The sequence below is a fragment of the Pseudoalteromonas sp. NH0006-26 genome (assembly GCF_057552415.1).
This window is the reverse complement of the sequence record NZ_BAAJMJ010000006.1, coordinates 210,019-226,079: the sequence shown is the minus strand read 5'-3', so window position 1 is coordinate 226,079 and position 16,061 is coordinate 210,019. Positions and strand designations below refer to the sequence as shown.

The following is a 16,061-nucleotide window of genomic DNA, read 5'->3' as shown; positions in this document are numbered from 1 at the left end:
TGAGCGCGGTAAAATAAACGAATTTTACTACAAATTAACTAACCTAAACTGTGCTTAAATAGCGGCAGGCATTTTATTGCAGCTGGCGTAATAGCTAACTGTAGCTGGCCAGTCAGAAAATATACCGATTACACCAACCTCTTTTGCAAGCACATCAACCACGGCCATCATGTCACCATCGTTATCTATAACATCACTAATTGATTGGTAATAGTAACCGCCACCGTTATTTAGCGGCCCAGATCGTTCAAGACTCCATGCAATAATATTAAGCCCAGCAGCTTTAGCATCAATAGCGTACTGCGATGGCACAATATTACTTTCATTATCTATGGTTAATAGCATCCAAATGGGTGGAGCAATAATTTTAACACCGTCATTAAAAAGCGAAGCCATACTAGGTTGCCATGTATCGGCGTTATTAGGATCAAACCCTGCATCGCTATCTCGGCCATCTAAATAGACGCTTTGCGTTGCAAACGCGGGGTTGGTGTTAATCCAATATTTTACGTCATCTAAATTAAACGATTGCGGAAAAACCCGCTCAGCGGGTACGTCCATTTGCGTGTATTCATCTAGCATTTTTTGCGCGTATTGCTGTTGTGTCATACCATCAAAAGGCATTCTCACTTGAGGCGATTTAAGCTCTGGCGTCATTTTTACCCCTAGCTGTTTAAATAGCGCAATACTTTGTTTGTGGGTCATTAACGTGCCGCTACTTGCATATAAGTCAGTGCGCCAGTTTGGGGTGCCTTGTAAATATTCAGCAACGCTGCTTGCTTGAGGATTAGCACCATCCATTTTACCTTCAAGGGTTAAAAATTCCGCCAGGCTAATGTCACTGGTACAACATTTAGCAGAAGCAGGCGTGCCACTGTTAGAGTTTGCTGGTGTAAAGGGCACACTGCATTTAGCGGCAAGTTCTGGAATAGCTAAAATATTAGTGGTGGTATGTAAATCGCATTGTGAATGGCGACATACCAGCTCTTTGTCATTAGTAAAGGTGACATCGCATTCGACGATACCGGCGCCCATACGAGCAGCCGCTATGTAAGACTCTTTTGTGTGCTCTGGGTATTGCATGGGGGCACCACGATGGCCGATTGAAAAGTCAGTACGATAAAAAGCACCGTCTTTGCACGATGCTAATTTTGTTTTTAGTGCGCCGTCAGCCATATCGTCAATTAAGTAGTCGGGGCGAGTACCTAGTTGAATATTAGTGCCATGCGCCACTTCAACAATAACCGGGGTAGGAACTTCAACAATTTCAACGTTAGTGTTGGTAACAACCACTTCTTTTTCGACTATTTCAACATCATCATTGCAGCCAGTAAGTGCAGTTAGCAATATACAGGCAGTGAATAGGGGGAGTCGCTTCATTATTTGTCCTTAAAAATAAAAGTAGCCCCTACCTTAACCCTAAACAGTGACAATTAAACGACAGCGGGATTAACTTTTCGCTTTGCTAGCAGTCGATTGACCACTAATGCTAGTAACATAATAGCAGCACCGATTGTTAATCGGGCTATGTCGGCATCTCGATTCCAAATAAGTACATTAACAATAATACCGGCAGGAATAAGCAGGTTATTCATCACCGCCAAAGCGCCTACATTAACCAGTGTTGCGCCTTTATTCCACATAAAGTAGCCCAAACCTGAGGCTACAATACCTAAGTAAATAAGAATGCCCCATTGCGTTGAGCTGGTAGGTAACTTCTCGGTATTGCCAAACAGCGCATAGCAAGCGCTGGCTATAACAAGCGCACCAATAAAAAACCAGCCAAATACGGTTTTGTCATCCAGTTTTTGATTAACCATTAAACGCTTGTAGCTTACTTGCCCTGTTGCAAAACTAATATTAGCGCCTTGAACTAATAATAAGCCAAGTAGAAAGTCGTTGGTTAGGTTTTCATACCGAATGGTAATAGCCCCTAACACGGCAATAAAGGCAACAATAAAAAATTGCCAGTTGAACTGTTTATTCAATGCATCGTTTAAAAGCGTAATGTAAAGCGGCGTCATTACAGTAAATAACAGCACTTCTGGTACGGTTAAAAATAAAAATGAGTGGTAATAAAAGCCGTACATAATCCCTAGCTGCAGTGCACCTATTAGCATCAGTTTGCACGCAAGGGGGAGAGGGGTTTTCTTTAAAAACGGCAAAAACACTAAGGTAGCTAAAGCCACACGGATTAACACACTGAACCACGCATCAACTTGGCCTGCTAAATACACACCAATTAAACTAAACGAAAAGGCCCAAAGTAAAGTAACGGCAAATAAATAGCCCATAGTGTTGTTTGCTCCAAACTAAAAATGCGAGTGTATACCACAACGGGTATGAAAGGGAGGGCTCAGCAAGCTAAGCCCATTAGTTGATTTACTGTTGTGAGCTAACGAATTGCTTGGCTTGTGCTTTAAGGTTTTCCAATGCGGCTTTATCGTAATAGCGATTGTGGCTGATCACCCCTTGTAATGATTGGGTATTACGCACGTTGATTAATGGATTGCTATCTAAAATAATAATATCGGCCACTTTACCAACCTCTAAAGAACCAAACTGTTGTGCTTTATCTAAAAAAGTTGGCCCTGCTTGGGTCGCACTGTGTAGTATTTGTTGGGGGGTAAGGCCATAGTCACTAAAAATAGCCAGCTCTTGATGAAGCGACAGCCCAGGGTAAATATAAGAATTTAAAAAGCCTGCATCGGTGCCCGCAATAATAGGCACACCCGCCTCTTGTGCCCAAGGTAGCAGTTGAGCGGTTTGAACAAAGCGTTGTTTGCGCGCTTTTATTTGTGCGGGGGTATCTTTATTTGCGCGATCAACACGCCACTGGTAGGTGTTTTTTAAACCTTTACCTAAGTAATTTAAAAACTCATCTTGCTGGTGGCTATCTTCGTCAATATAAGCGGTAACTTGGCCGCCAATTAAGGTTGGTACAACTGCAGTGTTATTTTTGGCTAAAAGACGGTACTTTTTCATTGCGGTGTCTTTATCTATGTTATCCATCACAACGGGTAAGGCGCTGCGATAGCTCAGTTCACCCGCTTTTACTTTAGCTGAAATATCATCTTCGTTTTTAGCTGCCGCCTTGAGTAAATAAGTCATATGCTCTATTGCGTCTAAACCTGCGCTAGATACATCAGTAACGGATAAAGAAAACGGAATATGACCTGATATTTTGTAACCACGCTTTTTAACTTCTTTTACTGCTTGTAAATAAAGTTCTGGAGTTAATGCGCTATCAGTAATTTTAACAAAGTCGACATTCATCGCATCTAGTTTATCAATAGCTGCATGCATTTCTTGGGTTGTTTCAACCTCAAGATCGCCTGGCCAAATAGAGTCTTTACCCTCTAGTTTTGGTCCTGAGGTATAAATAGTGGGACCTATTAGCTCACCTTTAGTTATTTGCTCACGCCAGCTTAAAACCGAGGGGCTTAAATCGGCAGCCGCATCACGCACTGTAGTAACGCCGTAGGCTAAATATAAAGGCAGCAATTGTTTGTTTTCTTCAATTAATGCGTCGCCACCGCCAAAGTGTACATGCATATCCCAAAGGCCTGGCATAACAAAGCGCCCTTGAGCATCTATTTGTGTAGTGGCATGGTAATTTAACTTAATAGCGTCATCGCCACGGGCAATAATTTTAGCATCGGTAATAGCAATAGTTTGATTGGGGATCACCACTGCATTTTTAATATCAACCACATTGGCATGATGAATGAGTAGGTCGACATGTTGTTTTTCATTAGCAAAACTCAATGTACTTAGTAACAATGAGAATGGGAGTAGGAGAGTGTATTTCATAAAGGCACCTTAATTTTTTATTAAGGTTAACATGGGCAAGCTAGGTTGTGAGTAAGTTTGAGTTTAAGTGTGTTGTAAATCAGCTAAAGTGTTTGATATACATAAAATAAAAGCCCGCGAGCGGGCTTTTATTAACGACATTATGGTTTATTAGTCAACTAAACCACGGCGCTTAAGCAATGCGTCAGTCGTTGGTTTTTGGCCTCTAAACTCAATGTAGCTTTGCATTAAGTCACGGCTGTTACCTTTTGATAGGATTTCTTTACGGAACTTATCGCCATTTTCGCGCGTTAAGCCACCGTTGTTCTCCATGTGAGCAAAGGCATCAGCGGCGAATACTTCAGTCCATAGGTAAGCGTAGTAACCTGCTGAGTAACCACCTGCAAAGGTATGGCTAAAGTAGTTTGATTTGTAACGAGGTGGTACAGGGTAGTAATCAATACCGTGTGCCTTTAATGCCTCACTTTCAAACTGTTGTACATCAGCTACTTTCTTATCAGAACCAAATGAGTGCCATTCCATATCCAGTAGTGCTGCAGCTAAATATTCAGTGGTACCAAAGCCTTGGTTGAATTTTTGCGACTCAAGTACTTTATCAAGTAGTGCTTGAGGAATTGGCTCACCTGTTTTGTAATGCTTAGCGTAGTTAGCTAATACACTTGGCTCAATCATCCAGTCTTCATGTGCTTGTGATGGAAATTCAACAAAATCACGCGCTGTAGCAGTACCCGCAAGGCTTGGGTATTTAACGTCAGAGAATAAACCGTGTGCCGCATGACCAAACTCATGGAACATAGTCGACACTTCGTCAAACGTCATTAGCGTTGGTTCGCCTTCTGCTGGCTTAGGAATATTTTGCGCATTATAAATAACCGGTTTAGTGCCTTTTAAGCCGCTCTGACTTACATATGCACTCATCCATGCACCGCCACGCTTACCTTCACGTGCATACGGGTCCATGTAAAATAAACCAATTGCGCTGCCATCGGCATTAAATACTTCAAATGCCATTACATCATCATGGTAAACCGGTAGGTCTTTACGTTCTTTAAATGTAATGCCGTAAAGCTTTTCCATTGCAAAGAATAAACCGTTATGAATAACCGATTGCATTTCAAAGTAAGGCTTAACTAAGGCTGGATCTAGGTCGTATTTTTCAGCACGCACTTTTTCTGCGTAGAAAGACCAATCCCATGGCTTAAGTTCAAAGCTTTCGCCCGAATCGTTAATTACTTTTTGAATCGCTTTTGCTTCTGCTTGCGCTTTTTCCACTGCTTTTGGTGCAAGGTCATCTAAAATACCGTACACGTTATCAGTAGTTTGCGCCATGCGTGAAGTCATTACATACGAAGCCCAATCTTTAAAGCCTAACAGTTCTGCTTTTTGTGCACGTAAGTTAGTTTCTTTAATAATAATAGGGCCGTTGGTTTTAGCTGCACGATTGGTTGACGCTTTAAAAATTTGCTCACGAAGCTCGCGATTTTCAAGGCTTGCTAAGATTGGCTGTTGGGTGGTGTTCACTAGGGTGATCATGTAGCCGTCTTTGCCGGCTTTTTTAGCAGCAGCTGCAAGGCCTGCAATTTCACCTTCAGATAAACCAGCCAGTTTGCTTTTATCTGTTACTAAAATGACGTCTTCTTTAAACGATTTTAATACGTTTTGAGAAAACTCTGTTGATAGCTTTGCAAGTTCAGCGTTAATTTCACGCATTTTTGCTTTTTCAGCATCGTTTAATTTAGCACCGGCTTTAACAAACTGTTTGTAGTAAAAATCAACAAGGCGTTGATCTTCAGCGCTTAATTTATCTTTGTTGTCGTATACTGTTTGTACACGAGCAAACAATGCACCATTTAGGTAAATGTCATCAGAGTGTGCAGAGAACACAGGCGCCATTTTTTTATCAATGCGTTGGTACTCATCGTTAGAGATAAGACCTGATAAGTTATAAAAGGCAGCTGATGCGCGGTTTAATAGCTCACCTGCAAGTTCCATTTCTACCAGCGTATTTTCAAAAGTAGCTGGTTCTGGATTATTGGCAATTGCCATAATTTCTGCATTATGTTGTGCAATACCTGCATCAAATGCGGCTTCGTATTCAGTGGTACCAAACTTATCAAACTCAGGAGCCATGTATTGTAATGGGCTTGGTTTAAATAATACATTGCTTGCATTGATATCTTGCACTTGTGTTGTGCTTTGTTGTTTTGTTTCTTGAGTGCTTTCAGAAGAACAGGCAGATAATAAAAGTGCACTAGCAATCGTAGTGGCGATCAGTGTTTTACGCATAATAACTCCATAAAAATAGTAGCCGAAATAGGCTTTTCGAGTCGAAAACCCAGTTAACTTACCAAATTTTGACTTATATACAACAAAGTTTATCGATTTAAAGCGGGATTTAAACGCAAATTAGATTACATAAGCTCGATATGTAGATAAAAACAGCAGTAAAAATCATCAATAAAGTGTATACAGCCTTAGCAAGCACCGACCACAATACAAAATATAAATGCGAATAGCGGGGTTCAGAGTGCTTAATTGGGTGGTTATTTTAAATTTGTAAATATAGATTTAAGCTAGCCACATGCTAAACTTGGGGTATTACTAGCACATAAAAAATAACTATTTGCGTGCGACTTTATACATGGAAAATCAATGAACTTAGAACAAATTAATCACATTCTCGCCTTCGTATTGTTTAGCTACAACGACATTCACATTACCGTAGCAAAAGTCATTCAAGTCCCCCTTATTTTGTTTACCATGTGGTTTGTGGTGACGCAGATTGGCAAGTTAATTAAAAAGTCATTATTAGCTCGAAAAATGAGCCCTGATGCTGTGCATTTATTTACGCGTTTTTATTTTATTTTAAGTATTGCGATTTTGCTTTTTACCTCCCTCGAAGTGCTTAATATTCCACTAACCGCCTTTGCGTTTGTATCGGGCGCAATTGCTATTGGTGTAGGCTTTGGTGCGCAAAACATTATTAATAACTTTATTAGTGGTTGGATACTAATGTGGGAACGGCCAATTCGTATTGGTGACTTTTTAGAAGTTGGCACTGCAAAGGGAGTGGTTGAAACTATTAATACTCGCTCTACCCGTATTCGTAGAAACGACGGTGTTCATATGCTGATACCCAATAGCCAGTTATTAGAAAATACAGTAACCAACTGGACGCTAATTGATGGCAACGCGCGCTCATCAGTGAGTGTTGGCGTGGCTTATGGCTCTGATGTGTTGCTTATTAAAACGTTAATTCAGCAAGTATTAGATGAGCATGAGGCAATATTAGCAACACCTCAATCAACCGTATTATTTGATGACTTTGCAGATAGTTCATTAGTTTTTAATGCTATTTTTTGGGTCTGCGCTGAATCAGAAACTCGCTTAAGGCAAGTGCGCAGTGATATTCGCTTTAGTATTTATGAGGTGTTTGAACAGCACGATGTGGTTATTGCATTTCCGCAGCGAGATATTCATATAGATGGCGAAATCGCGTTGACGCGTTCTTTAGTTAAAAAGTAGTATTTTAAAAAATTGTCACATTATTTGCTATATTTTTTAATGATTCATTGTAAGGACATATGTCCGCTTTTTGTGCTTTTCGTTGTTAAAAAGGCAGTAAAAGAGTTGATAGTGCCGTTAAGTGTTAAAAATAAGTTTATTTTTTTAGGGCTCAATATGCGGTAAATTAATTACAGCATGGTATAATCTGGCGCATTCAATCAGCCTTATTTATGCCGTTTTTGTACTCTCGGTAATAAGGTCCGCGCCGCATAGAGCAAGTCGCGAAAAATTGACTGAATCCGTAATTATTTAATTGCGCAACACATCAACCGTTGAACAAGAGTGCACTAAAAAGGTTAACCCCGACATGAAAGCAATGAAAAGATCTACGTTAGCAACCCTTATCAATGCAACGTTGTTCTCTGCCGTAGCAGGTACGTCAATTTCAGCCGTAGCTGCTGAGCAAGAAACTACTGCTAAGAAGAACCAACTAGAAGTTATTCAAGTTACTGCACGTAAACGAGTAGAAAACGCTCAAGAAGTACCTGTTGCTGTTTCAGCCCTGCAAGGCGATAGCTTAGATGCTTACAGCTCAGCTGGTATGGATATTCGTTTTATGAATGCGAAAATCCCAAGTTTATCTATTGAATCTTCATTTGGCCGTTCATTCCCACGCTTTTATGTACGTGGTCTTGGTAACACTGATTTCGATTTGAATGCTTCGCAACCAGTGTCACTTGTGGTTGATGAAATTGTACAAGAAAACGCAATCTTAAAAGGCTTCCCGGTATTTGACGTAGCACGTGTTGAAGTGCTTCGTGGCCCACAAGGTACACTATTTGGTCGTAACACACCGGCTGGTCTAGTTAAGTTTGATACCGTTAAACCAAGCCAAGAATTTGAAGGTTATGGCGCTGTTTCTTACGGTAGCCGTGGCGCTGTTGACTTTGAAGGCGCTGTTGGTGGTTCATTAACAGATCGCTTATCAACGCGTGTTTCAGTACTTTGGCAAGATAAAGACGATTACATTGATAATCGCGCACCAGGTTTTGAGCAAAAAGATGCCTTAGGCGGTTATACTGAACAAGCTGCACGTATTCAATTTTTATATGAAGGTGACGATTTTACTGGATTATTTAACTACCATGCTCGTGATTTAGATGGTTCACCAATTCCGTTCCGTGCCAACACTATAAAGCCTGGGACTAACGAATTAGTTGATGACTTTGAAAATGACGTGGTGTATCACGATGCCGCATCTCGTGCGACGCAACAAGTTGAATCGCAGGGTGCCAGCCTTAAGCTTGAGTGGGACTTAGCTAACCACACTGTGACCTCAATCTCTGGTTGGGAAAGCGCAGAAATTTACTCACGTGCTGATATTGATGGCGGTTACGGTGCAGTATTTTTACCTGACTACATGGGCCCAGGTTTCATCCCATTCCCTTCAGAAAGTGCTGATGGTATTCCAGACCAAGACCAATACACGCAAGAACTTCGCTTATCAAGTAACTTTGCCGGTGATGTTAACTATCAAGTGGGTGTTTTTTACTTCGACGAAGCGTTAACGATTGAAAACTTTAGCTATGATACTTTCTCAACGCCTGCAGGCGCATTAAACGGTTATGTTATTCAGCAGCAAGATACTAAAGCATGGGCACTATTTGGCTCAGTTGACTACACTATTACTGATGACTTGAAAGTAACCGCGGGTCTTCGTTATTCAGATGATGAGAAAGAGTTCTCTGCGACTCGTACACTTAGCCCAGTGGGTGGTGCACCAACAGTTTTAACTGAAAATCCAAGTGATGATCATATAAGCTGGGATTTATCAGCAAATTACAAAATTAACGATGATGTAAACTGGTATGGTCGTATTGCGAACAGTTTCCGTGCACCAAGTATTCAGGGTCGTATCTTATTTGGTGATGAAGTAACCGTTGCTGAATCTGAGACGGTTACCTCGTTTGAAACAGGTATTAAATCTGACGTGTTAGATGGCCAAGGCCGTGTGAATGCAACTGTATTTTATTACACTATGGATGACCAGCAGCTAACAGCTGTAGGTGGTGGTGCTAACTTTAACCGTTTAATTAATGCGGATAAGACAACCGGCTACGGCTTTGAGGTTGATTCTGAGTGGGTATTAACCGACGAGTTAAACGCAACATTTAACTTAAGCTACAATAAAACAGAGCTTAAAGATAAAGACTTAGCTGTTGCGGTATGTGGTCAATGTACTGTAACTGATCCAACCTTCCAAGTGCCGGGCCCATTTGGTCCTGAAGCACGTGCTATTTTAGATGGTAATAGCTTACCGCATGCTCCTGAGTGGATCTCTAACATCACTCTTCGTTACACTAAAGAACTCGCAGAAGGTGATTTCTTTGCTTACGCTGATGTGTCGTACCGCAGTGAAATTGACTTTTTCTTATATGAGTCAGTTGAGTTTGAAGGTAAGCCACTAACAGAAGTAGGTCTTCGTGCCGGTTATGCATGGGCGCAAGGCGATTACGAATATGAAGTATCAGCATTCGTGCGTAACATGTTTGACGAGCAGCAAGCGATTGGTGGTGTTGATTTCAACAACAACACAGCTATGGTTAACGAAGAGCGTTACATTGGCGCTGAATTTAAAGTTAACTTTTTCTAATCGATAAATTTAACGTTAAATTGTAATTATTGATAAAAGCCTGCCTAGTGCAGGCTTTTTTATTTTGGTAGAGCTGCTAAAGTAGCGCTCATATGTTTATTAAAGAGAAAAAGTAATGGCTGGATTTTGGAATTACCGTGTAATTTTTTGTGAAGCAACCAAAGATGAAGCGGCGCAATATCAAATACACGAAGTGGAATATAACTTAAATGGTAAAGTAACTAACTGGTCAGAGACTGGTGCAGCACCATTTGGCACCACATTAGATGCGTTAAAAGATGATGCTGAGCGTTTAAAAACTGCCTTTGAAAAGCCGATACTTAAAGTAATGCGCAAAGCGCGAGGTTATGAGTTAGTTGATGTAGATACCGGCGAAGACGCTTATGCTGAGCCGCCAGCAGGCTTGGCTGAGTAACACAAATTAATTAAAGGTGCCTAGGCACCTTTTTTATTAACGAGCAAAATAATTACACAGGAGTAAGACTTTAGTAAAGCAACACAGCAAATGGATAACCTTGAAGAATTTTGGCACTGGCTTCAATCTCAACTATAGTTTAAGCCATATTTAAATTTGCAAGGATGCAGCAATGATAATGATTAAAGCAACGCTGTTTACTTTTTTAACCCTTTTTAGTGCGAGCTTATTGGCGCAATTGCCTCCAGTGCAACTTGCTAATGTTTACGATGAAACTAAGCATGAAGATATTCGCCAATACTTGGTGAGTGAAAAGTATGACGGAGTAAGAGCAATCTGGACGGGAAAGCAGTTTGTTACCCGTCAAGGCAACTCCATAAACCCGCCTAAGTGGTTTACCGCTCCTTTGCCTGATGTTTGGTTAGATGGTGAGTTATGGACTAAACGAGGTCAATTTTCTGTTGTCAGCGGTATTGCAAGAACAAAAATACCCAACGATTTGCAGTGGCAAAGTGTTACTTATCAGGTATTTGATATGCCAGATACAAGCACGCCTTTTCACCGTCGTTATCAAAATTACCTATCACTCATTACTAAGCTAAATAGTCCCCATATTAAAGCGGTTAAGCAATATCAATTTAGCGACAACCAGCAGCTCAGTGATTATTTTAATCAGGTAACCAAACAAGGTGGCGAGGGTGTTATGCTTCATTTTAAAGAGGCTAAGCATACGAGTGGTCGCTCGAGTGCATTGTTAAAACTCAAGCCTTATTTGGATGCTGAAGCGCTAGTTATTGAACATTTACCAGGTAAAGGTAAATACACAGGTATGCTCGGGGCATTGCGAGTGCAAACCAAGCAAGGTGTAACCTTTTCTATTGGCACGGGCTTTAGTGATGAAGAGCGTAAGCATCCGCCAGCTATAGGCTCAACAATTACTTATCGATACCATGGATACACTAAAAATGGCTTACCGCGTTTTGCCAGCTTTTTACGGGAAAGACCCTAAAATCACTAACTAGAGGCCAATTCAGTATATATTTTTTGGCAATTATGCTAAATTGCGCGGCCTTTTTGGTAATGTTTGGTGATCTATGTTTGTTGGTTTTGATTATGGTAGTTCTAATTGTGCTATGGGTGTTTTAAACGAAGAACGTGTTCAGCTTATCCCTTTAGAGCAAGGCAAACACTATCTTCCATCAACGTTATACACCCATCATAGTGCCTTAGTAGTTGATTTTGTAGCGCAGCATTTACACGGTTCAGATCATGAGCATGCCTATAAAACTGCTCGCCAACCGTTACTTAATACGCTTGCGCGAATTAAATCAGACCTAGACCTACAAGCCGGCGATGAGACTCTATTTATTGGCCGTGAAGCGATTAGCGAATATGTACAATTTCCCGAAGAAGGTTATTTTGTAAAATCGCCAAAGTCTTTTTTTGGCGCTACTGGCTTAAAGCAAGGACAAATTAATTTTTTTGAAGATATTGCCACAGCAATGATTTTAAAAATAAAACAACGTGCCGAATCATCGTTAGGGTACACGCTAAGCCAAACAGTTATTGGTCGCCCAGTGAATTTTCAAGCGGTTGGTGGTGAGCAGTCAAACCAACAAGCCGTGGGTATTTTAACACGCGCAGCAAACCGAGCAGGCTTTAAAGATGTGGAATTTTTATATGAACCACTTGCCGCTGGGATTGATTACGAAAGTGATTTAACCCAAGACCAAAAAGTGCTGGTAATTGATATAGGCGGTGGTACAAGTGACTGTTCATTTGTACAAATGGGACCCAGCTTTAGAAATAAACAACAGCGAGATGCAGACTTTTTAGCACATAGCGGAAAGCGAGTAGGCGGTAATGATTTAGATATTGCTCTGAGCTATCATGGTTTAATGCCGTTACTTGGTTTAGGGAGTACTTTTAAATCGGGTTTACCTTTACCGAATCAAGCATTTTGGCAGGCATGTAAAATTAACGATGTTAATTTACAAAGCCAGTTTTATAGTGCCCAGCACTATCGTGAACTAAGCGCCCAATTACGCGATGTGAGTGCGCCTGATTTATATAAACGGCTCATTCATTTACAGCAAAATAAGCAAGGCCATCAATTAGTTCAACAAGCTGAAGCGGCAAAAATTGCACTAAGCTCATCTGAAAACTTTAATTGTGATTTAACATTTTTAGATTCATCAATTGATAAAGATATCTCTATTAATGAATTAGCATTAGCCGTTGACGACAGTATTAGCCAAATAGTGACATTAGCAAAACAGGCCATTGCAGATGCAAACACCACCCCAGATGTAATCTATTTAACGGGTGGTAGTGCGCAATCACCACTGATCAAGGCGGCTTTAAAAACCCACTTAGGCGACATTAAAATGGTTAACGGTGATCACTTTGGCAGTGTTACCGCAGGTCTGACTAAATGGGCGAATATGCTTTATAAATAAGCGGCTATAAAGAGATTTGTCGGGTTGCGAGGTACTTTTCGTAATCTGGCAAAGAACGCTCAAATTCGGTGTCCATAAGTGGTGAGCTAAGTAACATATCAGCGCTTACTTCATTACAGGCAACAGGAATGTTCCACACCGCGGCTAAACGAAGCAATGCTTTTACATCGGGGTCGTGCGGCTGAGAAGCCAGAGGATCCCAAAAAAAGATTAACACATGAATTTCATGTTCCGCTATTTTAGCCCCTAGCTGCTGATCGCCACCCATAGGTCCACTGAGTAATTGCACGACATTCAAACCAGTGGTTTTTTCTATTAAATGTCCGGTTGTTCCAGTGCCATATAACTTATGTTTACTTAACATTGGGGTGTGTTTTTCACACCACAATTTTAGCGCGGCTTTTTTTCCATCATGTGCAACAAGGGCTATATTTTTCTTAGCTGGAAGAGATTGTATTTTTTGGTCCATGGGTGTTCTTATTATTAATTAGAGTAAGAGGTTAATAGCCAGAGCGATAAACACGATACCTGTAAATCTATCTATCCAAAGCTGGCTATTAGGGTGATGTTTAAAAAACTGGGCTATTTTATCGCCAAAATAAATATACGTGCAGTCAATAGGAAAAGCAAAGATTGGATAAAGCAGGCCAAAAAACGCCAGCTGAAAGGTCGCCGAGAATAAGCTAGGGTCAACAAATTGTGGGATAAAAGCAATAAAAAACAAAGCGACTTTTGGGTTTAGTACTTCAGTCATCATAGCTTGAAACATCACGTTTTTGTTTTTACTGGTGGTAACATGAGGCTTATCGTCTTGCTCGCAAATGGGGGGCTTGAAGGTGCCTTTAAGCATCATAAACCCTAAGTAACATAAATAGGCTGCACCTGCATATTGCACGCTGGCGTAAGCCGTTTCAGAGGCCTTTAATATAGCGCTTAAACCGACAACCGCAAAAAATGTATGCACTACGCCACCTAAGGCAAAGCCAAAAGCACTTTGCATACCTGCTTTTCGCCCATTAGCAAATGTTTGTGCCATTAAAAACGCGTTTGATGGCCCAGGCGCAACGGCCATTAAAAAGCTGGCGAGTAAAAATGAGAGCAAAAAGTCGGGGTTGATCATTAAATAGTACGAAAAAGAAGTGGTAAGTGATTTTATCAAGCAATGAGGAAAATAAAAAGCGGGCATATTGCCCGCTAAGTTGAGGATACTAAGTTGTTATAAAACTAGCCGTTATGCTTTTAAACATAACGAAGTGCTAAATTTATTAAAAACTAACGGTGATATTATTTGAACACACCGTAGTGCTCAGCGCTTCACATACTTGATATGTATAGGTGCCGCCACCTTTAGTATTAATGCTGTCGGTGTAGGCATTATTATTTGCAGTGGTTATGACTTTGCTACCATTGCGGTAGATATCAACTTGGCTTGTTGCTGCGCCATTCCAACTTAAATCAACAAATTTAGTGCCTTTTGATTTGTAACCTGAAGCGCTAAGAGAGATATCATCTACGCCTGGCTCTGGATCAACACCACCAGTATCGCCACCCGCACAGCCGTTTGCTGTAAGGTAAGCATCAGCGTCAGCCGCTTTTACAATACCGTAGCCAAAGTAATCATCACGACCAGCAGCCCCTTGATCTTGCGCAGTTGCTTTTAACGCATCGCGAATTTCTGTGCCTGTACAGTTGCTATGGTTAGACCATACTAGCGCAGCAATACCTGAAACCGCAGGAGTTGCCATTGACGTTCCACTCATAAAGCCATAATCAGTTGCGCCAATATTAATTGTCACGTTTGTACTAGCAACTAATGCGTTACGATCTTCAAATGCAGCGCCTACAGCAGGAATTGAAGTATCGTTGGTATCACCTAGTGTTGCGTATAACATGCCAGCTTCATTGTTGATAATAACCGCACCTAAACCGCCTGAGTTTTCACAGTTAGCAACTTTGTCATAAAATGAAATAACGCCGCGGTCAATCATACATACTTTACCAGCCGCTGCTGGATCAACTGTTTCGCCAGTCCCCATAAAGTAGGCACTCGCCGTGACTTGACCTGCATTTTCCATTGCTGATGAATTATATGCTGTGCCATCAGCCGACATACTCGCTGCTGTTGCCATGCCCGCAGGGTAGGTCGATAGAGTATCAACACCACCAGCAGTTACTTCAACACAGATAGTTTCATCATTAGTCGCGCGTTTCCCACGACCTGATGAACAACTTGGGAATTGTGAAAAATCAGCAATTTGATTATCGGCATCATTAGCGCCAACCATCATTACTGATGGGTAGCCTGCAGGATAAGAACGTACGTTATTACCATCATTACCAGCGGCTGCAACCACAAGTCCGCCAGCATTGGTAAAGTTAGCAAACGCATTTGACTCTGTACTGTTTGAGCCACCGCCCCCTAAGCTCATACTAATAATATTTGCACCCGCTTGAGAACATAAATCAGCCGCTTGAGCCAAGTCAGATGAGTAACCCCAACCCGCTTCGTTAAATACTTTAATAATGTGCATTGCCACACCAGGTGCCATACCCACAACACCGAGGTTATTATCTGCAGCACCAATTGTACCGGCTACGTGCGTCCCGTGTGGACCGCCATTATCAAACCAATTTCCAGTACCGCTGTCGTTATCGCCGGTAATGTTACCCCAAACAAAATCAGGGTTTGAGCTATCTAAGCCTGAATCGATTACACATACTTTCATACCGGCATTGGCATCAAAAGTAACTTGATCAACCTGTGATTGATAAACCGCATATGGCGTGATTTGTTGCTGCATGGCATCACCTACATCATCGTTAAATAATGACATAGGTATGCGCTTATGATCTTCTTCAATGAGTTTAATATGCGGGTTATTAAGCAGACCTTTTAAACTGCTTAAATCTTGTCCAGTAAATCTGGCAGCAATGAATCCATTGCCGTCTACTTTAATATCACCACCTAGTTTTTTAGTCAGCGCTTTAACCACGCCTTTTTTGTTATTATCGACTTGGATGATGAAGCGATCATTGGCAGCATGGGCTGTACCGGCTGCACAAATACCAGAGAGAACTAATGCTAAGGCGAGTTTATTTTTTTTCATATTATATTATCCTAGAATTAATTTATTGGTTAACTAATTATTAACTTTAGCAGACAGTAAAATAATATAAAGCATAAAACAAGCTATTTTATCTACAAAAATGAAAT

12 protein-coding genes are annotated in these 16,061 nt (G+C 41.0%); 5 read left to right on the top strand and 7 right to left on the bottom strand.

Annotation, left to right across the window (positions count from 1 at the left end):
* Positions 1–54 precede the first annotated feature (54 nt).
* The 4 genes from AC27JR_RS11395 to AC27JR_RS11380 form a co-directional block, all read right to left on the bottom strand.
* On the bottom strand, positions 55–1,380 hold the full coding sequence (locus AC27JR_RS11395; protein WP_487173651.1) for a glycerophosphodiester phosphodiesterase family protein: 1,326 nt from the start codon (positions 1,378–1,380) through the stop codon (positions 55–57).
* Between the two features lie 53 nt (positions 1,381–1,433).
* Positions 1,434–2,294, bottom strand: a complete 861-nt coding sequence (locus tag AC27JR_RS11390) for a carboxylate/amino acid/amine transporter (RefSeq protein WP_487173650.1) — start codon at positions 2,292–2,294, stop codon at positions 1,434–1,436.
* An 88-nt stretch (positions 2,295–2,382) separates the two neighbouring features.
* Positions 2,383–3,813, bottom strand: a complete 1,431-nt coding sequence (locus AC27JR_RS11385; RefSeq protein WP_487173649.1) for an amidohydrolase family protein — start codon at positions 3,811–3,813, stop codon at positions 2,383–2,385.
* A gap of 150 nt (positions 3,814–3,963) precedes the next feature.
* Positions 3,964–6,099 carry a M3 family metallopeptidase gene (locus AC27JR_RS11380; protein WP_008108778.1) on the bottom strand — a complete coding sequence of 712 codons (2,136 nt, stop codon included), beginning with the start codon at positions 6,097–6,099 and terminating at the stop codon, positions 3,964–3,966.
* 366 nt (positions 6,100–6,465) lie between these two features.
* Here AC27JR_RS11380 and AC27JR_RS11375 point away from each other — a divergent pair, with 366 nt between their 5' ends.
* From AC27JR_RS11375 to yegD, 5 genes are all read left to right on the top strand, one after another.
* Positions 6,466–7,338, top strand: coding sequence for a mechanosensitive ion channel family protein (locus AC27JR_RS11375; RefSeq protein ID WP_487173648.1), 873 nt, complete (start codon positions 6,466–6,468; stop codon positions 7,336–7,338).
* 349 nt (positions 7,339–7,687) lie between these two features.
* On the top strand, positions 7,688–9,973 hold the full coding sequence (locus AC27JR_RS11370) for a TonB-dependent receptor (RefSeq protein ID WP_487173647.1): 2,286 nt from the start codon (positions 7,688–7,690) through the stop codon (positions 9,971–9,973).
* A 115-nt stretch (positions 9,974–10,088) separates the two neighbouring features.
* On the top strand, positions 10,089–10,388 hold the full coding sequence (locus tag AC27JR_RS11365) for a hypothetical protein (RefSeq protein WP_248473382.1): 300 nt from the start codon (positions 10,089–10,091) through the stop codon (positions 10,386–10,388).
* Between the two features lie 172 nt (positions 10,389–10,560).
* Complete coding sequence (locus AC27JR_RS11360; RefSeq protein WP_487173646.1) at positions 10,561–11,397, top strand: DNA ligase; 837 nt, start codon at positions 10,561–10,563, stop codon at positions 11,395–11,397.
* Between the two features lie 85 nt (positions 11,398–11,482).
* The gene (yegD, locus tag AC27JR_RS11355) at positions 11,483–12,847 is read left to right on the top strand and encodes a molecular chaperone (RefSeq protein WP_487173644.1); all 1,365 of its coding nucleotides are present in this window, start codon (positions 11,483–11,485) and stop codon (positions 12,845–12,847) included.
* Between the two features lie 4 nt (positions 12,848–12,851).
* On the opposite strand, the gene AC27JR_RS11350 is transcribed toward yegD, so the two are convergent.
* From AC27JR_RS11350 to AC27JR_RS11340, 3 genes are all read right to left on the bottom strand, one after another.
* The gene (locus AC27JR_RS11350; protein ID WP_008464686.1) at positions 12,852–13,316 is read right to left on the bottom strand and encodes a methylglyoxal synthase; all 465 of its coding nucleotides are present in this window, start codon (positions 13,314–13,316) and stop codon (positions 12,852–12,854) included.
* A gap of 18 nt (positions 13,317–13,334) precedes the next feature.
* Positions 13,335–13,967, bottom strand: a complete 633-nt coding sequence (locus AC27JR_RS11345; RefSeq protein WP_487173674.1) for a LysE family translocator — start codon at positions 13,965–13,967, stop codon at positions 13,335–13,337.
* Between the two features lie 145 nt (positions 13,968–14,112).
* Entirely contained in the window at positions 14,113–15,954 is a 1,842-nt protein-coding gene (locus AC27JR_RS11340; protein WP_487173643.1) for a S8 family serine peptidase, read from the bottom strand.
* Between the last annotated feature and the right edge of the window lie 107 nt (positions 15,955–16,061).